The sequence below is a fragment of the Grimontia celer genome (genome assembly GCF_900055185.1).
GTDB classification, from domain to species: Bacteria; Pseudomonadota; Gammaproteobacteria; order Enterobacterales; family Vibrionaceae; genus Enterovibrio; species Enterovibrio celer.
Genome location: NZ_FIZX01000002.1, coordinates 1581387 through 1601384 on the forward strand (window position 1 = coordinate 1581387; position 19998 = coordinate 1601384).

At 47.1% G+C, this 19998-nt stretch carries 18 protein-coding genes; 8 read left to right on the top strand and 10 right to left on the bottom strand.

Features of this window, described 5'->3' with window-relative positions; all coding sequences use genetic code 11:
* Positions 1 to 27: 27 nt before the first annotated feature.
* Together GCE9029_RS17340 and GCE9029_RS17345 are read right to left on the bottom strand one after the other, a co-directional pair.
* Entirely contained in the window at positions 28 to 1266 is a 1239-nt protein-coding gene (locus GCE9029_RS17340; protein ID WP_062665140.1) for a cysteine desulfurase-like protein, read from the bottom strand.
* Positions 1244 to 1879, bottom strand: a complete 636-nt coding sequence (locus GCE9029_RS17345; RefSeq protein WP_062665141.1) for a 2OG-Fe dioxygenase family protein — start codon at positions 1877 to 1879, stop codon at positions 1244 to 1246. Before GCE9029_RS17345 ends, GCE9029_RS17340 begins: the two co-directional genes overlap by 23 nt.
* Positions 1880 to 2203: 324 nt before the next feature.
* Between GCE9029_RS17345 and GCE9029_RS17350 the strand changes: the two genes are divergently transcribed.
* Positions 2204 to 3358 carry a GNAT family N-acetyltransferase gene (locus GCE9029_RS17350; RefSeq protein WP_062665143.1) on the top strand — a complete coding sequence of 385 codons (1155 nt, stop codon included), beginning with the start codon at positions 2204 to 2206 and terminating at the stop codon, positions 3356 to 3358.
* Between the two features lie 43 nt (positions 3359 to 3401).
* Complete coding sequence (locus GCE9029_RS17355; protein ID WP_062665144.1) at positions 3402 to 3977, top strand: DUF6151 family protein; 576 nt, start codon at positions 3402 to 3404, stop codon at positions 3975 to 3977.
* Positions 3978 to 3988: 11 nt separating this feature from the next.
* On the opposite strand, the gene GCE9029_RS17360 is transcribed toward GCE9029_RS17355, so the two are convergent.
* The 3 genes from GCE9029_RS17360 to GCE9029_RS17370 form a co-directional block, all read right to left on the bottom strand.
* Positions 3989 to 5515 carry a GGDEF domain-containing protein gene (locus GCE9029_RS17360; protein WP_062665145.1) on the bottom strand — a complete coding sequence of 509 codons (1527 nt, stop codon included), beginning with the start codon at positions 5513 to 5515 and terminating at the stop codon, positions 3989 to 3991.
* A 183-nt stretch (positions 5516 to 5698) separates the two neighbouring features.
* Positions 5699 to 6067: a hypothetical protein gene (locus GCE9029_RS17365; RefSeq protein ID WP_062665146.1), complete on the bottom strand. Its 369-nt coding sequence runs from the start codon at positions 6065 to 6067 to the stop codon at positions 5699 to 5701.
* A 408-nt stretch (positions 6068 to 6475) separates the two neighbouring features.
* A complete protein-coding gene (locus GCE9029_RS17370; RefSeq protein WP_062665147.1) occupies positions 6476 to 6823 on the bottom strand; it encodes a hypothetical protein in 348 nt (115 codons plus the stop codon).
* Between the two features lie 1064 nt (positions 6824 to 7887).
* On the opposite strand from GCE9029_RS17370, the gene GCE9029_RS17375 reads away from it, so the two are divergent.
* From GCE9029_RS17375 to GCE9029_RS17385, 3 genes are all read left to right on the top strand, one after another.
* Complete coding sequence (locus GCE9029_RS17375) at positions 7888 to 9735, top strand: diguanylate cyclase domain-containing protein (protein WP_062665148.1); 1848 nt, start codon at positions 7888 to 7890, stop codon at positions 9733 to 9735.
* A gap of 182 nt (positions 9736 to 9917) precedes the next feature.
* The gene (locus tag GCE9029_RS17380; RefSeq protein ID WP_231870141.1) at positions 9918 to 11135 is read left to right on the top strand and encodes a glycosyltransferase family 4 protein; all 1218 of its coding nucleotides are present in this window, start codon (positions 9918 to 9920) and stop codon (positions 11133 to 11135) included.
* Between the two features lie 106 nt (positions 11136 to 11241).
* A complete protein-coding gene (locus GCE9029_RS17385) occupies positions 11242 to 11658 on the top strand; it encodes a response regulator (protein WP_062665150.1) in 417 nt (138 codons plus the stop codon).
* On the opposite strand, the gene GCE9029_RS17390 is transcribed toward GCE9029_RS17385, so the two are convergent.
* The 4 genes from GCE9029_RS17390 to ybiA all read right to left on the bottom strand — a co-directional run bounded on the left by GCE9029_RS17390 (position 11645) and on the right by ybiA (position 15636).
* Entirely contained in the window at positions 11645 to 12352 is a 708-nt protein-coding gene (locus GCE9029_RS17390; RefSeq protein ID WP_062665776.1) for a UTRA domain-containing protein, read from the bottom strand. The two genes, GCE9029_RS17385 and GCE9029_RS17390, sit on opposite strands and share 14 nt — an antisense overlap.
* Positions 12353 to 12700: 348 nt before the next feature.
* Entirely contained in the window at positions 12701 to 13015 is a 315-nt protein-coding gene (locus GCE9029_RS17395) for a hypothetical protein (protein WP_062665151.1), read from the bottom strand.
* A 238-nt stretch (positions 13016 to 13253) separates the two neighbouring features.
* Entirely contained in the window at positions 13254 to 14603 is a 1350-nt protein-coding gene (locus GCE9029_RS17400; RefSeq protein ID WP_062665152.1) for a sigma 54-interacting transcriptional regulator, read from the bottom strand.
* 574 nt (positions 14604 to 15177) lie between these two features.
* Positions 15178 to 15636 carry a riboflavin biosynthesis intermediates N-glycosidase gene (gene ybiA, locus GCE9029_RS17405; RefSeq protein WP_062665153.1) on the bottom strand — a complete coding sequence of 153 codons (459 nt, stop codon included), beginning with the start codon at positions 15634 to 15636 and terminating at the stop codon, positions 15178 to 15180.
* Positions 15637 to 15845: 209 nt separating this feature from the next.
* Here ybiA and GCE9029_RS17410 point away from each other — a divergent pair, with 209 nt between their 5' ends.
* A complete protein-coding gene (locus GCE9029_RS17410) occupies positions 15846 to 16361 on the top strand; it encodes a M23 family metallopeptidase (protein ID WP_062665155.1) in 516 nt (171 codons plus the stop codon).
* Here the strand turns inward: GCE9029_RS17410 and pdxR are convergent.
* Positions 16351 to 17820 (bottom strand): MocR-like pyridoxine biosynthesis transcription factor PdxR, encoded by a 1470-nt coding sequence (gene pdxR / locus GCE9029_RS17415; protein WP_062665156.1) that lies wholly within the window; start codon positions 17818 to 17820, stop codon positions 16351 to 16353. The two genes, GCE9029_RS17410 and pdxR, sit on opposite strands and share 11 nt — an antisense overlap.
* A gap of 106 nt (positions 17821 to 17926) precedes the next feature.
* On the opposite strand from pdxR, the gene GCE9029_RS17420 reads away from it, so the two are divergent.
* A complete protein-coding gene (locus tag GCE9029_RS17420) occupies positions 17927 to 18583 on the top strand; it encodes a pyridoxamine 5'-phosphate oxidase family protein (RefSeq protein ID WP_062665157.1) in 657 nt (218 codons plus the stop codon).
* A 144-nt stretch (positions 18584 to 18727) separates the two neighbouring features.
* Positions 18728 to 19618: an aspartoacylase gene (locus tag GCE9029_RS17425; protein WP_062665158.1), complete on the top strand. Its 891-nt coding sequence runs from the start codon at positions 18728 to 18730 to the stop codon at positions 19616 to 19618.
* Positions 19619 to 19998: the final 380 nt, after the last annotated feature.

Sequence of the window (19998 nt, forward strand, 5' to 3'; positions counted from 1 at the left end):
ACCCGAGGGGTGGCCTTTCTTTTTCTGCTACAGAATGCTTTTCAGCGCATCAAAGAAACGGTCAATTTCCTCGAAGGTGTTGTAGTGCATCAGTCCGACACGCAAGATACCGCCTTTGTCTGTCACGCCAAAAGCATCGGTTAGTTTGTCTGCATAGAGATGACCACTCCAAACATAGATTTGCTGCTTACCCAAAGCTTCTGCAATTTCCATTGGATCGCGTTCGCCAAATCGCAACGCAAACGTCGCAGTTCTCCCCTCAGCATCATTAATGCCGAAGAGCTCTGCAGCCTCAATGGCTTCTAGCTTTTCAAGAAAATAAGCAGAAAGCGCGGATTCATATTGATTCAGGTTATTGTAGCCATCTGCCAACTGACTGCGAAGCGTATCGCCATCACCCAATGAGGCTAGATACTCTACCGAAGCGACGAAGGCGCTTAACGCTTCGAAATTCAATGTGCCCGTTTCAAAACTATTGGGTGCAAAGCTTGGGGCTGGCTCCACTTTGTAAGGCGCCACGGCCGAAAGCAGATCGAATTTCCCGTAAAGAAAACCAAGGTGAGGGCCGTAAAACTTGTAGGCAGAACCCGCGAGGAAGTCGACATTCAACGCTTTTACATCCAACAGTTGGTGAGGAAGCAAATGCACGGCATCAACAAACACTTTTGCGCCCACTGCATGGCTTTTGGCAATCACAGCTTCTAGATCAGTGATAGTACCCGTAATGTTGCTGGCTGCTGTCACCGCCACCAATTTGGTTTTTTCGCTGAGTAAGGTACCCAGCGTGTCCAAATCCAGCGCCCCGGACCGATCTTTGATCGGCAGATGATGAACCGTGACGCCACGATCTTTGGCGGCCATGATCCAACTTGATCGGTTGGCACCGTGATCGGCGACTGACACGATCACTTCGTCGCCTTCTTCCCATTGTTGGCTCAAAGCACGGCTGAAGCTAAACGTCACCGACGTCATGTTCGCCCCGAAGAAGACTTCATTGGGTTCAGAGCCTAATAGTGCTGCGGCACTTTCACGGGCTTTGGTCACTAAGTCTACTGTTTCCTGACTCACCTGGAATTTGCCACCAAGGTTAGAGTTTCCGCCTTTCAGATAGCTACTGAATGCGTCAATCACTGAATCAGGCATTTGTGTGCCGCCAGGGCCATCAAGATAAACCGGTGTTACGCCCTTCACTTCGCGCTGCAACGCTGGAAATTGGGCTCTTAATGCTTGGATATTGTTACGGTTAAGCGGTGAATACGAAGACATCGCGTACTCCCTCCTCGCCTAGGTTGCTCGACAGTGTTTCTGAGATGTGGTGATAGTATCGTTGGTCATCCAGAATGATGAATTGGTTTGGTTCCAGCACTGTATTCAGATGCGGATGCTGATCCACAGGTGATGAGAAAATCTGAGTGAAACCACCAGCAATGTTTTTGCGTTGTACACAAAAAATGCCCACAAAGCGGAAGCCGTCTTGGTGAATACCTTCCGGAGCAGGCGCACTGGTGTCGTTGGCTGAGCAAGTTACGCGGATTTGATGCACATCGATGTTAGCGCCGGTGTGCTCAAGCCCCGTAGCACTGGCAAAGGATTTCAGCAGATGTTGAAACTCGGGCAAATCAATCATGTCATCAGACATGGGTTCAAAGTGACGCTCAATATCGCCCACCACCCGGTTTACCTCTGAGGACTGCATAAATGGTGCATGAGGGAGACGAACTAGCCCTCCTTTGTCAGAGAGCGAAAAGCGGGCATAGCTTCGGAAACGGACATCGCTATCGACATAAGGGTCTTTGCGTAACTCACCGAAGTAAGGGAGCAAGGTCGAAGCGACATTCTCTGGCGTTTGGAAGGCTTCAATCAGAAACTTGTTTTGCATATCTCATTCCTTGTGGATTGGTCTGACAAAACCCAATCTGTTACTAGATTGTTAAAAGAATCTTATGCCACCTAAATACATTTCATCAATAGCAAAAACTAAATAAAGTTTGATATGCCAGTATTAAATCTCGCCACTTTCGTAAATTAGAATATCTGATTGCATTTTAGGATCAGCATAGAATTAATCTCCGTGATCTAGATCGTCCGTAGTGAAATAGAGCTGTCTTTGGAGATTGCTATCAATCACCCAGTGAGTGTGGGTTGATCTTTCATTTGGGTCAGTCACTATTTATTCCATCACTTAAAGGAAGTTAGAGAATCCATGACATTGGAATGCAGGGTTGTAGCACACATTGAAGAGTTTGGTGAAAAAGCCTGGAATGCGCTGCTCACTGACGACTACCCTTTTCTGCGCTACGCCTTCCTGAAAACGTTTGAAACCAGTAAAACCATTAGTGGGAAAAGTGGCTGGTACGCCCAATATATTGGTGTTTTCCGCGGCGATGAACTGATCGGTGCCGCACCTTGTTACCTCAAAACCCACCCTTATGGTGAATATGTCTTTGACTGGTCGTGGGCGGAAGCTTACGAAGATGCGGGCTTGGAATACTACCCTAAGGTTATCTGTGCCGTACCGTTCACTCCGGCATCAGGCCCGCGCCTTTTGGTTTCAGAGGGTCAAGATGACAAGGAAATTCGTCGATACCTGTTAGGTGCTATGCATTCACTCGCCGAACAACTCGAATGTTCAGGGATTCACATTCTTTTCCCACCAAAGACTTTGATTGAAGAAAGTCAGCCTACAGGTTTCTTGGAAAGACGTGCCGTTCAGTTTCACTGGTTTAACCGCGAATACTGTCAGTTTGATGATTTTCTGAATGCCCTCACCTCACGCAAGCGTAAAAACATACGCAAAGAGCGTAAAAGCGTTGCCGAGCAAGGTGTTTCAGTGGAAGTTGTCGAAGGGAATGAGGTGACAACAGAACAGTTGAGTCGGTTCTATCAATTCTACCAACGCACTTACCTCAAGCGCTCAGGCCACACAGGCTACCTGAACCAGGACTTCTTTGAACAACTAATGACCGCAATACCCAACGCATTGGTATTGGTGTTTGCTTTGGTCGACGGCGAACGTGTTGCTGGCTCGTTGTACTTTCGCTCTGAAGAAACTTTGTATGGGCGTTACTGGGGCTGCTTAGCCGAGTTTGAGAACCTTCATTTCGAGCTTTGCTATTACCAGGGCATCGAATACTGCATTGCCAATGGCATTTCCCGTTTTGATGCAGGAGCACAAGGCGAACACAAGCTGCTTAGGGGGTTTGAGCCTGTCATCACCCACTCGCTTCATCATTTGCGACATCAAGGTTTCCATCAAACGATTGATGACTACCTGCAACGCGAGCACGGTTTGATTCAGGGTTACTACGAAGATGCACTGGCTCATTTACCTTTCAAACAAATCTCAGACTCACAATAAGTTAGATAATGCTTAATTAAAATAAACAGCAAAAGAGGCTCTCATGACAGATCTCACTCTACGCTGCGAATGTGGCGAGCTTGAAGGAACGTTAAAGCATGTGTCACCACAATCGGGCAATCATATGGTTTGCTACTGTAATGACTGCCAAGGTTTCGCAAAGCATGTCGGCAATGAAGAAAAGTGGTTGGACGAATGGGGCGGCACAGACGTTTTTCAGCTTGCTCCTGCCGATGTTGTGATTGATAAAGGTGCTGAACAGCTTAGGTGTGTTCGAATGACACCAGGCGGCATCTATCGCTTTTATACCGCTTGTTGCCACGCGCCGATTGCCAACACGATCAGTCGTAAACATCCTTTCGTCGGTATTCCTACAGCTGTCATTCATGGCGCGAAAAAGGAAGAAGCTCTTGGGCCAGTGAAGTGTTATGTCATGGGCTCTTTTGCAAAAGGAACACCACCAACAAAACCTCATCCTAAGTTTTCCATGAAGTCGCTCGTTGCGGTGATCGGCTTTATGCTGAAAAACAAAATCAAAGGAAGGAATGTCCCAACCCCGTTTTTTAAAGATGATGGGAAATCGATATCGCCTCCCGACCAATCTATCAACCGGGATTGAAAGCCCTCTTTCTATTTAATGCGTTTCGGGCGCTGAAGCTCTGCGAAGTGTTCAACACGGTTTCGCCCTCTTTCCTTGGCGACATATAGCGCTTGATCTGCCTCGTCGAAAAGGTTTTGCGTCGTTATCGTCGCAGAGTTCGGCTGTAGCGTGGCAATACCAATACTCATGGTCAGTTTACAGTGCCACGGAAAATGAAGATCTTCGAACCGCCGCCGAATCCGGTCAGCAATCTCTGTGGCATCAGTCTGGCTAATTTCAGGACAAATAACCAAAAACTCATCTCCTCCCCAGCGGCCGACGTGATCGTGCTTTCTCAACTGCAAACGAAGGTGTTCAGCGGCTACCGCCAATCCTCTATCTCCCGCGCGGTGCCCTTCTGAATCGTTGAGTCCTTTGAAATTGTCTAAATCAACAATGAAGACAGATAAGCCTCTGCCATAGCGTTTTGCCCGCTTGACTTCATCATCTAACCTCACTTCAATGTGACGTCGATTAAATACCCCGGTTAGCGCGTCATGAGTGGAATCAAGCTGGAGCTTATTCATGGTGGTCATGTCACGGGCGATCGCGATGATGCCCTTATGACGACCGAAGCCAAATGAGGAGATAGACACATTGAGAGGAACATGACGCCCTGTCTTGGTTAAACCCGTGATCTTGGAGTTACCTGCCCCCATCACCCGGCTTCCTTTTTCACTGACAAACTTTTCCCGAAGCTTTCTATGGCTATCTCGGAGAGCGGAATCGACCAGATCTTCGATTCTCATTTCCCGTAGCTCTTCCTCACTGTAACCAAAAATCTTTGTCGCCATTTTGTTCGTTCTGAGGATCTGCCCATTCGAATTCGAATAGATAAACGCATCTGGAGAGGAATTAAAAATCGTATCTATCTCTTTTGCACGCATCAGTACTTTTCGGCTGATCACAGAAATAGAGAAAGCGAACGCAAGGATGATGAGCAAAGGATAAGTACTACTCAGTAATATCCAAAAAGCATTGTCCTGATTACTCGCAGCTGTCTGGTAATACTGGTTTTGAAGGTTTGGGATAAGATCTGCACGCAGCCTAACCAAAGCCTCCCGGGCTTTCGTGTCATCCACCGTCACATATCTATCAGCATCCACGGCGGAAAGATCGGCGCGGTTCAGGTAAAGATCGTTGAGTTTACGAAAGTAAGCATTCAGGGTTCTTTGAACAACAAGCAAATCCAAGCGGTCGCGTTCCGGAAGTTCAGACATCATCAAGCGTCGCAGCGCATCCACTGTTTGCCAATAGCTCTCTGTCGCGTCGAAGTAGTAGGTTTCATCACGACGTAGTACATAGTTTTTAAAATGGTGGATGAAACCGACATAGCCAAAAGATCGCTCAAGCGCAGCAAGGTCGAGCGCAATCTGCATCGTTTCAACAGACGCTTGATTCCAAGACTCATTCATCTCGCGAACATACTCTGCTTGGCGAACATTATGAAACACCAAAATCGCACCGACGGAGAGCGTAAGCACGACCAAGAGAATGTTCAACTTCCGGAATGTCATGAGGCAGTTTGCCTAATTTAAAAGTCATCTGTCTTTTAGTTTAGACATCGTTACTATTTACAGTGCCTTGCATGATTGATTTGTGAATTGGAAGCGCTATTCAATTCCATCCTCAATTAATGGTTTTTAGACCATAAAATGAAAAAGGCAGCCGAAGCTGCCTTTTGGTTGATCTGTTATTGGTTAGGTCGTCTGCAGTTTCGCTTTCACTGCTTCCATTCGTTTGTTCCAAAACTCTCTGTACTTGAAGTAACCGTAGGTCGCTACCAAAGAGAAGAACAGGTAAGACAGTGCGAAAACAAACGGTGAGGTAATCAACTCACGCTCCAGGCTCCACATCACGCCAAACACCGTGATACCCAGCTTAACCGCAAAACCTGAAATCAATAACAGGAGAGCGAGTTGAGGGTATTTGGTGTGACGGAAACTCAGCCAATAACAACACCCAACAGCTATCGTTGCCAGCGAAAAGCCCACCATAAAAGAATGGAAGTGATCGCCTGCGAGGATGCCACCAACAACTGAAAGAAAAACAACCGCAAAAAAGGCCATTTCTACTCCAATAAGCAAGGTTAATGAAAGATTGAGCACATTTTGCTCAGTTGCGGCTATTTTCACATATTTCCTGGTAAAGCGCGAAACCCGAAAATATTACAATCCTGTAACATATAAATGACTAATCAGTGGGTTACTGGAATCAATGTGACTATATTTCCATCACTTAGCGATAAAACAACGCGTTAAAAACTTGTTGTTTTGTTACCCTTGGAAACATTTCGTTACGAATTAGATGTTAGAATATGCGGTGCGAGTAGGCGTTCGAAGAGCTGTCAGCCTTTTTAACACCTTATTTTTATGAGGGTATACCACTCAGCGTACTCTTCTTTCTCACACTTTCTTCAGAGTGCTGCGCACAAAAAAGCCGGGTAAACTCCCGGCTTTTTCTATACAAGACCAGATTTAAGCGACTGAAGAAAGGTTCTCTTCCAACAATTTCTTGTCGAGATAGGCCTGATTCAGCGCACTGACTTCTACTACTGGTCCCAACATTTTCACGCGCATCAGCGTACCATGAGATCCAGCCACTTCAGCAATACGGCCTTCAGAGTAGTCATTGACATATTGAAAGGTTTCAATGGCAAGATGCAGCAAATTGAAGTCCTGTCGGCGGACAGAAAGATAGGAACGCCACATTAGCGCATCGAAAACTTCAGCGGCATTGTATGCTCTGATAACAAACCGCCAACCTCTATCTTCACCATAGAAGTCCAAAGGGAAAAACTTGCGGATTCGTTTTGTCGTTTTCAATGTGATTTCTCTTATTCCATGTGAAAACCCGTTGTTCCTGAAAGCACAGTGGCTTCAGGCACATACAGTTTTGAGTATAGAAGCTGATTTCATAGTCGCCACAGCGAAAAGCGAAATAAATTGCTGTTTTTGTTTTCCTTTTTTGGAAAATAGGTCTAAGCAAAAACTCGCTAATACTGCCCCTTCACCGTTATTCAGAATATTGTTCTGACTATAATCAGGATTAATGCAACACAACCTCGTAACCTAAACTACGCTTTTTAGTCGGTAGCATTTGTTGTGTTTACAGGGGGCGGGCAGTTTACATGAAATTGAAGATTTTCCGATGGATAATCGTCGTTGTGATGGTAATTGGTGCTTTTATATTCGGTGTTGAGTATCAGAAATTTACCTATCTTGATGCTTGTCTTGATATGGGACAGCAAACCAGTGTTGGTAGTCATCGCGTTTGTGTCACCAAACACGAATGATCAACGTAAATTTCCCGTTTCGTAAACTTCGCTATTCATAGATAGAAACAATCAAATACAATGAAAAACATCTTCACCTCACCTACTCGCTACATCCTCTTTTCATTTGACTGATTTATATCCAAACGGCGTTTGATAAAGCTAACCGCTCATTCATTGCGCTATTTTTGAGTCAGTTTTCCTGTAAAATGCACACAAACTGACAAATTTATTGATAGCAAAAAAATCAAAGTCAGTACGGGGAATGAGAAGCACATTGACCCAAAGATGATTGATAGTGAGAGACAAACTGGATCAAATTGTTATTTATACAATTTTTCACCCGGATTTGTAGTGACTGCCCCGGAAGCGGTCTCTTATATCAAGCATGTTCCTCAGGCCAGAATGTTGCTTTCTCTGCTGCACAGTGCGTGCCGTCTCAGTTTTTGACGAGAGACCAGAATCGCATTTTGCTTTTGTTTAACAAAATCATGACACGTTCAGCCACTATCCTTGAACATACCGTCATATTCTGTGTCATATATGCTAAGACGCATCCAAATCGAGAATGCCGTCTTACATAATAAGAGCCGTCGAACCCGATAAGAGCCTTGAATGCTAAAAAGTCTTTACAAATCACGTCAGAGCATCCAAACCAAGCTTTCCGCCATCGTCCTTGGCGTTAGCCTTGTGTTTGCATTAGTCTCGGTGACTGTTCAGCTCGGCATTAACTACAGCCACACCGTAGAGTGGACCACCAAATCTCTCGAAAAGCGCGTTAAGAGTACAATTAGCACCATCAGCTATTCCCTCAAGCAAGATGACCTCACACTGCTTGTTCGCCAAATACAACAACTGGCGGATATGCCTTACGTCAGCAATGTGTACCTTATCGGTGATGACGGTCAGCAATACTGGGCTGACAATGCCTCACGCAGCAAAACTGATGAACATTTCATGCACCATGATTTGTTCTATCAAGGCAAAGACATTGGCGATTTGGAAATCTATCTGGATTATGACGCCATTAAAGACGATGCCTTCCAGAGTGCCACGCCTTCTGCACTGATTTATATTTTCGAAGCCATGTTGGTGGCCTTTCTGCTGATTGTTATCGTCCGCCGCACTTTTACCCGCCGAATCCGTGCACTGGTTGAAAGCGTTGATCGCATCGACCTAAACCGCGTGAACAAGTTTGCCATTCCTGAAAAATTGACCAGCAGCGAAGACGAACTCGGTCAGGTAGCGCGTTCTATCCAAGAACTTTATATGCGTATACGTGGCGACTTCGTACATAACAAGCTTAAAGAGCGCACGCTTAAACAACATAAAACCCTACTGGCGGAAGAAGTATCGGTGCGTGCGCAGGAATTAGAATGGCAAAGTCTGGCTAATAAACTGCTCGCTGATCTTTCCCTTCGCTTGCTGAAGGGCCACAAAACCAATGTGGAGCATGATGTACGTATCTGCATGCCAACACTGGCAAAGTTGTTTGAATCAGACCATGTATTCTGGCTTTCCATCGATCAGGAAAAAGTGTCTTATCGCGCTTCCTACCCCATCGACAGTGACGAACCACCCATTGATTTCAGCGATAACTACAAAGTCAAACGATGGCTGATGGAAGCGCATGAAGTTGCGACTGTTGATATTAACAATATCGATGAAAACGCTATTGCGGAGCGAGATTTCCTGGAGCACTTAGGCGTTCACAGCCTTTCTATGTTTCCACTAACCGACGGCCGCAAGAGCTTTGGTCTGGTGGCTGCCACCACTAATCACCGTTCAATGCAGTGGAACGAAAACAAAAGCCTGCTGTTGAAGCGATTTGCGACCATGTTGAGCGAATTGACTATCCGAGAACGTGATCATCTGGCGATGACCGAACTTCAGGAAGAGCTCATCATGGCGAACGAAAGGTTGCGCTTGGAAGCGGAAACTGATGAGCTGACAAGGCTGCTTAACCGACGCCCATTTAGCCGACTATTCAGCACCGCGCTATACGATGCGGTGGATGAAGACGCCTCGGTCACCATCCTGATGATCGATATTGACCACTTCAAAGCCTACAACGATATCTACGGTCACCTTCAAGGCGATAAAGTGCTGAGCTATGTAGCGCGCGCAATGGACAAAGTGGCGAAGGAATACCACGCACCATTGGCACGATTTGGTGGTGAAGAGTTTGCGATGCTGTTGCCAAAAAGTGATGAAGATTCCGCTCAGCAGGTGGCGTGGGAGCTTTGTCAGACGATCCGCGACTTATGCATTCCCCATCAGGGCAGCGCAAACAGTGGCATTATCACTATTAGTATCGGCGGTATCATCTGCAAGCCGACGCCTGACACCCAGCCAAACCAATTGTTGGAATCTGCCGACCAGTGTCTCTATAAAGCTAAACGTGCAGGACGAAATCGCGCAGAGCTCAAACGCTACAATGCATCAACTGAAGAAGTGGTGTAACACAACAAGCCGATGCAGCCAGGGCAGTCTTACTGCCCTTTTTCTTTCCTATCAACATGTTCCTAGGGGCTGTTGACCTTTGGTGATGATTTTTCACTGATTGTCTCTTAAATCAGAAACTCTGGATTTCCCAACTATGCAAACATTAGTCATCGATAAACTGCATGTGCATGGGGTTCCTTATGGGGTATGTCAAACCACCAAGACAAATCTGCCATATCGTCAGTTCGCTGAGCGATACCGCGCAGAATGATCTGGTTTTTGCCAACATTCGCCAGTTTCCTCAACCCCATTATGAGCACACACTTGTTGTACTGAAGAAATCCAAAGTACAACCCGTAAAGTTGCCAAGGCAGGTTAGCTGTTTGGAGCTTGCCCTAAAAGGGTCACTCATTCGCCGCCTTTGTGAATGCAACAAAGCCCTTTCAGCACTGAAGCCGGATGTTTGCCAAACATATGGCGATACCACTTTCCCGATCCAGTGGCTGGCGCACCGCCTTGATATCCCGGTGAAGCTTCATATTCATGCAGACAGTGTTAATCGCCCCAACGGACTTAGTCGCATTTTACGACAATGGAAATACCGTGTGCTTTCCCACTCCACTGACTTTGTTGTTACTTCTGAAGATGAAGGTTTGGTTTGGCTGGAAAAAAAAGTTGGGCTGGAGCCCGGCAAGGCACACCTTATCCGCACAGGTATCGACAACCGTCATCACTGTCCACCGCTTCGTGAAGTCGACCCAAACATCACGAACCATTTTATCGGCACGGTGCCAATCCCTACACAACGGTTCGTAGTGGGTGTTCCGGTCTCTGGATTCAGCAAATCGACTGTATTGTCTTTTCTGGATGAATACATGGCGGCGAGAAAGCAGTCACCAGCATTCGCCCGCGAGTGCTTACTCCTGCTACTGGGCAACAGCCCCCACCTTCGTGCTTACCGAAATGTTCTGGACAGTTTCAGTATCACGGAAGAAAGTGTGCGGTTTTATAGTCACCTTTCCGATAACGACCGTTTTTACAGCCACATAGATGTGGTTGTAAGCCTCAACGATGAAAAGCAAACACCGGTCGGTTTACTGCAAGCAATGTCGATGGGGTTGCCCGTTATTACCAACCGTTCAGAATCAGGTGAAAGTGAAGGTGACCATCCCCTGCGGTGGCAAGTGGCCAAGAATGATCCCCTCATGCAGTATCAGCTTCTGACACTGTTTTCAGACAGCCGCTTACGTCTGAAACTCGGTCAAGCCTCCCGCAGCTACGTCATGCAGAAGCACAACCACCATGAACACCGCATTCGTTACCGTGCATTGTACGAACTCGCAAAGCGAAATCGGCCTTTGCTGCACGAAGAAGAAGCGCCAACCCCACGAATTACACCGTCTCAGTTAAATCGCTGAGAGAATCATTTCAATGTAATTTTTTCCGACACAATCATTGTCGCAAAATCAAGAATGTGTGAACTACTATTTAGTCAGGCACTGTGAATAAAGGCAGCGACTGACGATGAAAATTTTGGTTGTCGATGACATGACTTCCATGCGACACGTGATGTTAAATCTGCTTCGAAGCATTGGTTATCTCGATTTGGAAGAAGCTACCAATGGCTGGCAGGCATTTCAGATGATGCAGAAAACAACCTACGATCTGCTGATCACCGATCTAAACATGCCGAAAATGGACGGTCGTGAACTGCTGCAAGAAGTTCGCGGCAACGAGAAATTGTCCCGCACCCCCGTGCTGATTGTGTCCTGCGAACAAGACAAGGACAAAGTGAAAGAGCTGCTCCAGCATGGTGTGAATGGTTTTGTTGTTAAACCCTTTAACGGTGTCACCCTGCAAAAACAGCTTAATCGCATTGAACGCCAGCAGGCGATGGAAAAAGAGAGAGCGGAAAAGAAAGGCTGGTTTAGCGGAGGTTAAACGCCGCTTCCATCTCAAGTTCTATCGCACTGCAGCGCCAATATTCAAACACCACTTCCTGAGCAACTCCTGACTCATCGAAATTCACTTTCGTTATCTTCATGGCCGGTGATCCCGATGTTGAACGAGTCGCCAGCGCCACATCCTTGTCGAACGTCGTCGACACTAATCGATAGCATGACTTTGTGAAACGGAGCTGCCACTGAGAATGGTAAAGCTCCGAGAGATCACCTTCCAATCCATGTTGCAATAGGTTTGGAACGCGCTCTGCACGGAGATAATGTTCGGCATACATGACTGGGCGCCCGTCGACACCGTGAACCCTTTCAAAGCGGAACACATCAGAGAAAGGTGGGAGTGACAATGCTTCACTGCTTTCTTTGTTTGCCATCATGCTGTCGCTGGAAAGAACTTCTGTCGACGGTTTTCTCCCTTGGGAAACGGCGACATCGTTAAAGTCATAGGGTTTAGAAAGACTCACGATCAGTGGGCGTTGGGAAATAAACCAACCTCGACGATCCTCACGAAAAATCAGTCCATCTGCTTCTAGCAGGGACAAGGCTTCCCGCAGTGTTACGCGTGTGGTTTTGAATGCTTCAGCGAGTTTTCTTTCGGATGGGAGTTTGGTGCCAGCAGCTAACTGACCACTTTGAATTTGTTCGCGGATGGCATCTGTGATTTTAATGTATTGCAAGGGTGGCCATTTGAAAGCAGTCAATGATTGTATTCAGCATACCTCACTAACCATGGGAATACAGCCAGTTATATACCCAAACAACCTGAAGATGCTCGCATTCAGAGGTCATCAATACGTTCAATTCGAGGCAAATTTCGCGAGGAATAGTCGTTCTATTTCCGTGGAATTTAACGAAGAAGTGGGCGCATTGAGGGCCTCCCTTCGGGCGAGTTGACTGACGCCGTGCTCGTTGTTGTTCCTTTTTGATGGAGATGACTACACCCACAAAGGAACGCCGCGATCACAACGCCAGTCAATCTCGCTGAATCATGCATCTTCAGGTTGTTTGGGTATATCAACCTATGACTAACTCCAGCGCACTCCCGCCAAGGAAATGATTTCCATGCGCTCGAGTTCACGCAGCAAGTTTCGGGCATACTCGGGCTCACAGACAGACAGTGCTGATAGTGCCGCACCCAAAGGAAGGTTTTTTTCAAGCAACGAGAGGAAGACGCTGGTTGCGCTATCACACACCATCACATCACCATTCGCAGGGCTAAACAGCACCATTTGATCACCAGACTCGTAGCTACAAATATCCAACGAGAACCCGTCTGCAAGGCAGACTTCGACATCTGCTTTCAGCACCAGATTATTATCTATTAGCTCGGTCATTCTCATCGTTACTACTCCACTACGTATACCTAAACCATCTAAATTCAGTATTCAAATAGCTTGGGTATAGTCACTTTGCGCCATCGAACCCGACAGATAACAGCAGCGACAATTTAACTGTATATGCTGATTCTTGTTTCCCACACGGTAATCGTGGGTAATTATCAAAAGGTCGCAACATTGAGACAAAACAATGTCCCTGTGCACGTCGGTACAGGGGCATTGTATTCGCCTCAATCCCGCATTAACGCTGGAGTGAGTACTTTTCGATGAGGGTATAGAGCGTAGGGCGCGAAACACCAAGAAGATTAGCCGTTTGAGACATATTGCCTTCGGCTCGGGCAAGGGCCCGGGTAACGGCATGACGTTCTGCTTCTTCACGAACCTGACGTAAATTCAATGGTAATCCACTGTCTTTACGATGCTCTTTGGTAAGTGCTAAATCCACCGCAGTAATTTGTGTGCCGTCAGCCATGATCACCGCTGACTGCACTTTATTCTGAAGCTCACGCACATTGCCTGGCCAGGAATAAGACATCAACGCTTCTACCGCATCTTCGGTGTAACCCACCAGCTTGCGGTTCATGCTGTGGTTGAACTGCAACAGGAAGGTTTTTGCCAGCAATAAGGTGTCATCTTCACGTTCGCGAAGCGGTGGGATCGTAATGGTCACTTCGCCTAACTGGTGGATCAGGTCTTCACGGAATTTGCGATCGCCAGATCGGTGATTCAGATCCTGATGTGTCGCTGCCACCACTTTCACGTCAACAGCAATCGAGCGCTGACCCGCGATACGATCAACCATTCTTTCCTGCAAAAAGCGCAAGATTTTTGCCTGGATCGAAGGTGGCATATCGCCGATTTCATCAAGAAATAGGGTGCCGCCATGAGCCGCTTCGATTTTGCCAATCTTCACCTGACGGGAATCGAAGTTGCCTTTCTCAACACCAAATAGTTCGCTGTCGAGCAGGTCTTCAGGGATGGACGCACAGTTAACAGTAATAAAAGGGCGATCACTGCGCGGACTACGATCATGAATGGCACGGGCAAGCAGCGCTTTACCTGTACCACTTTCACCGTAAATAAGAGTATTCACTTCGGTGTTGGCAACACGATCTACCATACGCAAGGTTTGCACCATTGGCGGGCTGCCACCAAGAATAGATTGTTGTTGACGCTCAAACGCTTTTAGCCGCTCCACTTCATGCTCAAGCTTGGCTGTATGCCTTGCCCGCTTCACCATCATGCGGAGAAGTTCATCACTGAAAGGACGTTCTATCACATCGGTTGCACCAGCTTTCAGCGCCAGCACTGCATCTTTTTCACTGTTCACTACCACCAGTATTTTGGTCCGGGGAGCAAATGAATGGATGTCTTTGATGAGATTAATCGCGATAGCGTCGCTACTGCCCATCACAACCACTGATGTGAGCATTTGGTTTAGCGCTGTTGCCACGCTTTGCGTAGGAGCAGAAACGACGGAGGTAATATCCTCCAGAATTTGGCTAAGTTGCCGTTGAGACGCAGGATCGTCATCAATTATTAGCAGTGCGTCCTGACGTCTTGTGGTCAGGCTTGGCTCGGTATCAACCATGAATCTCCCCTTTGGGTATTAACACCGTGTATTAGATTTGCCTCAGGCCACTAACGAGCAGTTTCCCACACGTTCCGGAAGCAACACGGACGTCCGTGTTTTTGCCTTTTTGGCGTTACAGATCCAACGGGTACCAGTAAAAATGCTGTCAGTTTGGGCACAGAGTTACTCCACCAACAACAGTCCTTTACCAACCGGAATCTTTAAAAGTCACGGTGCTTTCTAACGTTCTTACGCAGCATTCACTAACCCAAAGGCGCGAGGCCCTAACTCGCTATCAATTCGCTGCGTGTCTGTAAAACACGGGAATTCTGGAAAACACGCGGTGACGACACGTTTTGAGGAAATGAGGCAGGTCGGTACGGTCAAGCTTTTCTTTGTTGTTATTGACTTGTCGGTCTGTCAGTGTCGATACAACTTTCACACTGAACGCCGCAAAGCTTCTCCGAGCTGATTCTTTCGCTCGAGAAATACTCTAGCAGCGTAGTTTGGAAACGTTTCCGATAATGGTAGGAATTGCGCTTAATTCTTATTTTGTAGGCACATTCTCTGAATTTAAAAGGATAAATTCCGCCTAAACGTGCCGAGTTCTAACCGAAAACTGCGCTCGTACTGACATAAGTATGAGTCCCAGTTTGTTTTCGCCGTCGTCCTTTCCTCCACATCCCCAATAGCTGTCGCATGGCGAGTTTTCAATCAGAGTGGCAGGCGCAGTCTCAAGTAACAGCTGGCACAAATCATGGTTTTGAATGAACTTTTCCATCACTGCAAAGTGCATAATGTCGTATCTCACATCTATCCAATCTCCACGCACAAAGTGTGCCAATTCGCGACTGAGCTTAAACGCTTCACAAGGCGTGCTCGCTATTTGCATTCGGCGCTGCAATTCAGGGTCCGTGAATTTCTGGGCGTGATAGAAGTGTTCTGTGGTCGCCCAGCTCTCACCATCTACTTCTATCGGTGCTGGGTAAAAGTTAGACAAGAAACCATAAGGCTCGTCAGGTTCATAAAAGCGAATTTCATTGACTGACATGGTATTCGTTCCGCGTTGACATCTTATTGTTAGCTTAGTCAACAGCCTGATTTTCCGTCCAAAATGTCTAAGAAATGTGAGCAGAATTAAATCTATTGATAGGCACTCAGTTTCCTCACAGTGCAAATCCTTTCAAAGCGCTGACACTGCCCTATCATGGTTTTGTTTCAGTGGATTGAAGGATTACCCCGTTCAAATGGAGTGAAAATATGAAACTGGCTGCGTTGGTTATCTTAGCCATGGTTTGTGCGGTGTTATTTGTTCCTGTTCACGCTGTTATTCCTGTCAAAGGCGCGGACTGCAATGACTGGAATGCGAAGACTTTTTGGTTCGAACCTTGGGGAAGCTCAGGGGTACATAAAGGCATAGACGTTTTTGCCCCATCAGGGACACCGGTAATGTCAGCCGCAGGCGGGCTAGTGCTGTACACCGGAGAGATAGCCAAAGGTGGTAAAGTCGTTGCCATTCTTGGGCCAAAATGGCGTTTACACTATTATGCCCACTTGGATGAAATCGCTCCGGACACCTCAGGGTGGCTTACACAAGGTGAATCGATCGGCACGGTAGGCAGCACAGGTAACGCCATTAACAAACCTGCTCACCTGCACTATTCCGTGATGTCACTGATCCCTTATCCTTGGCTGTTCAGCACAGAAACCCAAGGTTGGAAGAAGATGTTTTATCTCGACCCAGCTGCCCAGTTCGCCCAATGTGCTAACCGTTAATCAGCGCGGCAAGCAGTGCGACGCCTTCTCGGATATCGCTTAAGGAACTGTTTCCAAATCCGGCCACCATAGCGCGCTCTGTTTCTACAGGACATACGCTGTCTTGATGGCTGTCGCAGTAGTAGTCCAGCGTTCTTATGGTATATCCCAGCGCATCAAACCGCCTCTTCACCTCTGTCGCAGTCGGTCCTTCTTTCCAACGAAAAGTGACATGTAACCCCGCAGCCTGACTCAGTATCTCTACTTGCTCACCACAAGCTTTGGTTAGCAATTCAACAAACAGCCGCTGTTTTTCCTGATATAGGCTGCGCATTTTTCTGATATGTCTGAGGTAATCGCCTTCGGAGATAAAAGTCGCCAACGCTTCTTCTATATGGATCGGGGTATCGCCACCGATTGCATCCTTAATTTGTAAGCATGGTTCCACCAAGGCTTCCGGCACGACAAGGTAACCAACACGCACAGAGGGCAAAAATGCCTTACTGAAGGTGCCAATGTATATCACCCGCGCATCATCGCCATGTAATTGCGTCGCGAGTCCCTGAAGCGAAGGATAAGGGCGGTTAGCGAACTGAAATTCACTGTCGTAATCATCTTCGATGATCCAACGGGCTTTCTGACTTGCCCACTCAATACAGCGCATTCTCTGCGTGGTGTTGAGACTAGTGCCCATGGGGTATTGGTTACTTGGTGTCAGGTAAACGGCTTGACCTTCGAATTGCTCAATCTTGTCAACATCTGCGCCGGTTTTTGGCATTACTGGTAGCTCTTCGATCTTCATGCCACTTCGCTTTAGTACCTTGCGCATTTGCACATAGCCAGGATTTTCCATCATCACGCTATCACCTGTCTTCAAAATGGCATTCGACGCGATATATAGCGCTTGCTGCGCACCAGAAGTGACAATAATCCGATGCGCGGGCGCGGAAACAGATCGGCTGACAGATAAGTATTCGCTCAGTGCTTTTCTGAAAGTCAGGCTTCCCTGAATGTCATTTTGCCCAGCGATGAAACTTCGCTGAAACTGCAGCTGCATCGCTCTCGCCCATTTCTTGTAGGGGAAATGGACAAGGTCAGGCACACCCGGCGCGAAGGCACGGTTTCTTTTTTGGGTATCAAAAGCTTCTGGTGCTGCTGCGGTCTCATCAGAGTGCGATAGCGTAACTGACGATTGGCCGTTTTCTGCCTGAAGAAATTGCTCAGGAGTCGACACATTCACGAAGTAGCCCGCGCCGCGGCGGCTTTCCAAATACCCTTCTGCTTTCAACTGCTCGTAAACCGCTGTCACTGTATTTCGGCTCAACCCCAATTCCTGCGCCATAAAACGGGTAGCGGGAAGCCTGCCATGATGAGGCCAACGCTGGTTCAGAATCTTCTCCTGAATCGCGGCATAGAGTGCGCTTTGTTTTGAGCTTTTTTCACTGGCGAGTTGCAAATCACCAATGTCGATCGGCTGCATATTGGATCCATCCACTTATCTAAACTGGCTCTATTTATGGAGCCATTTTTCACTACACTACAGGAATGAGCGACGAAGAAGCAATGAACAAACAAGGAAGACGTTTATGACGCTAGGCAACACACAACGCACAACAGTAAAAAAAGCTGCTCACAAAGCGGTTAAAGACAAAGAAGCGCTTTACAGCATTATTGATGAATCCAAACTCGCGCACGTTGCTTTTAGCGATGAGAGAGGCCCAACAGTGATCCCTATGCTGGCATGGCGTGAAGGTGACAACATTTACATTCACGGCGCCAGAAACAGCAAGATGCTCAAACACCTGAAAAACGGCGCGGATTGTTGTGTGACCTTTACTATTCTGGATGCTTGGGTGTTAGCGCGTTCCGCTTTTCACCACAGTGCACATTACCGTTGTGCAATGGCATTTGGACGTTTTGAGGTGGTTGAAGACAACACAAAAAAAGCCGCTGCTTTTGATGAGTTCCTGGAGCAAATCGCTCCAGGAAGAAGCAAAGAAGCTCGCCCCGGTAATGAAAAGGAACTGACAGCAACAGAGCTTTTGGTGATGCCACTCGCTGAAGCTTCAGTCAAGATTGGCCGTCATGGCGTAAATGATGATTTGGCCGATATGGATTTACCCGTTTGGGCGGGAATCCTTCCTTTCCGTACAGTAGCAGGGCCTTTAGAACCAACCGCTGATAACAGTGTCGACGAAACACCGGACTATTCGGCCGCATACTCTGGTCGTTGGTGCGTATAAAAATTCACTCTCTAAGAGCTCTTGCCTCCTAGAGAGTGAATAACCAAACAATCTGAAGAAGCTCGCTGAATCAGGCATCTTCAGGTTGTTTGGGTATATAGCTCCCTGATATATTGAGCTTTCGTCTATCAGGAGAGGACAAGGATGAGCACATTCAATCGGGTAGCCATTGTCGGCGGTACCCACGGGAACGAATTCAGCGGCATTTATCTTCTTAAAAAGTGGCAGGAAAGCCCTGCACTTATCAGCCGCCCCACCTTTGAAACTGAAACCCTTTTCGGCAACCCAAATGCTTTTCGAGATAACAGACGTTATTTAGATTGCGATTTGAACCGCCAGTTCATCCCTGCCGATCTTGCGAACCCAGAACTGGGTAATTATGAGCAAAGCAGAGCCAAAGCCATCAACCTTCAATTGGGACCGAAAGGCAACGCTCGAACCGATCTCATCATTGATCTGCACAACACCACCAGCAATATGGGCCCTACTCTGATCCTGCTGAAAAACGATGCCTTCAATACCCAGCTAGCCGCTTACGTGGCCGCACGCATGGATAATGCAGTCATTCTGTTTGAAGACCACTGTTCAATGGAAGAGCATTACTTCCTTTGTTCCATCGCTGATCAGGGCATCATTATTGAAGTGGGCCCCCAGCCACAGTCTGTTATTCGTCAGGACGTGCTGGAGTGGATGGACGATATGACACGCCACATTCTCGACTTTGTTGAGCTGTTTAATAAAGACGAAGTCCCGACGCTACCGGATACTGTTTCGGCATACCGCTATGTGGAAACCTTGAAGCTGCCTGAAAACGAGCAGGGCGAACGTATCGGCATGGTGCATAAGAATGTGCAGGATGCTGACTTCACGCCACTGCGAAACGGCGACCCTATCTTCACCAAGTTCGATGGCACTGAAGTGCATTGGGATGGCGACTACGAGGCCTACCCTCACTTTATTAATGAAGCCGCTTACTACGATAACAACCTTGCCATGTCATTGGGTGAGAAGGTTGATATCACCGTGATTAAATAGACCCAAACAACCTGAAGATACTTGTATTCAGAGGTCATCAATGCGTTCAATTCGAGGCAAATTTCGCGAGGAATAGTCGTTCTATTTCCGTGGAATTTAACGAAGAAGTGGGCGCATGGATGGCCTCCCTTCGGGCGAGTTGACTGGCGCCGAGCTCTTTGTTGTCCCTTTTTGATGTAGGTGACTACACCAGCAAAGCGACGCCGCGGTCACAACACCAGTCAATCTCGCTGAACCCTGCATCTTCAGGTCGTTTGGGTATAAACTGTTATCTTAATTCCATAATTAAAGCACTGTTTAATGCAGTGCTTTTTTATTTAACTCGTTTCAAATTGAGAGTTAATTTAATTTCTATCGGCATGATGTCTAGCTTATTAATA

What these genes read in the sequence shown, in the direction of transcription:
- pdxR (WP_062665156.1), bottom strand. Translation starts at nt 17,820, where the DNA reads ATGCAGCCGATCGACATTGGTGATTTGCAACTCGCCAGTGAAAAAAGC.
- GCE9029_RS17350 (WP_062665143.1), top strand. Translation starts at nt 2,204, where the DNA reads ATGACATTGGAATGCAGGGTTGTAGCACACATTGAAGAGTTTGGTGAA.
- GCE9029_RS17420 (WP_062665157.1), top strand. Translation starts at nt 17,927, where the DNA reads ATGACGCTAGGCAACACACAACGCACAACAGTAAAAAAAGCTGCTCAC.
- GCE9029_RS17425 (WP_062665158.1), top strand. Translation starts at nt 18,728, where the DNA reads ATGAGCACATTCAATCGGGTAGCCATTGTCGGCGGTACCCACGGGAAC.
- GCE9029_RS17345 (WP_062665141.1), bottom strand. Translation starts at nt 1,879, where the DNA reads ATGCAAAACAAGTTTCTGATTGAAGCCTTCCAAACGCCAGAGAATGTC.
- GCE9029_RS17375 (WP_062665148.1), top strand. Translation starts at nt 7,888, where the DNA reads ATGCTAAAAAGTCTTTACAAATCACGTCAGAGCATCCAAACCAAGCTT.
- GCE9029_RS17365 (WP_062665146.1), bottom strand. Translation starts at nt 6,067, where the DNA reads ATGGCCTTTTTTGCGGTTGTTTTTCTTTCAGTTGTTGGTGGCATCCTC.
- GCE9029_RS17400 (WP_062665152.1), bottom strand. Translation starts at nt 14,603, where the DNA reads ATGGTTGATACCGAGCCAAGCCTGACCACAAGACGTCAGGACGCACTG.
- ybiA (WP_062665153.1), bottom strand. Translation starts at nt 15,636, where the DNA reads ATGTCAGTCAATGAAATTCGCTTTTATGAACCTGACGAGCCTTATGGT.
- GCE9029_RS17360 (WP_062665145.1), bottom strand. Translation starts at nt 5,515, where the DNA reads ATGACATTCCGGAAGTTGAACATTCTCTTGGTCGTGCTTACGCTCTCC.
- GCE9029_RS17340 (WP_062665140.1), bottom strand. Translation starts at nt 1,266, where the DNA reads ATGTCTTCGTATTCACCGCTTAACCGTAACAATATCCAAGCATTAAGA.
- GCE9029_RS17355 (WP_062665144.1), top strand. Translation starts at nt 3,402, where the DNA reads ATGACAGATCTCACTCTACGCTGCGAATGTGGCGAGCTTGAAGGAACG.
- GCE9029_RS17380 (WP_231870141.1), top strand. Translation starts at nt 9,918, where the DNA reads ATGGGGTATGTCAAACCACCAAGACAAATCTGCCATATCGTCAGTTCG.
- GCE9029_RS17410 (WP_062665155.1), top strand. Translation starts at nt 15,846, where the DNA reads ATGAAACTGGCTGCGTTGGTTATCTTAGCCATGGTTTGTGCGGTGTTA.
- GCE9029_RS17395 (WP_062665151.1), bottom strand. Translation starts at nt 13,015, where the DNA reads ATGAGAATGACCGAGCTAATAGATAATAATCTGGTGCTGAAAGCAGAT.
- GCE9029_RS17385 (WP_062665150.1), top strand. Translation starts at nt 11,242, where the DNA reads ATGAAAATTTTGGTTGTCGATGACATGACTTCCATGCGACACGTGATG.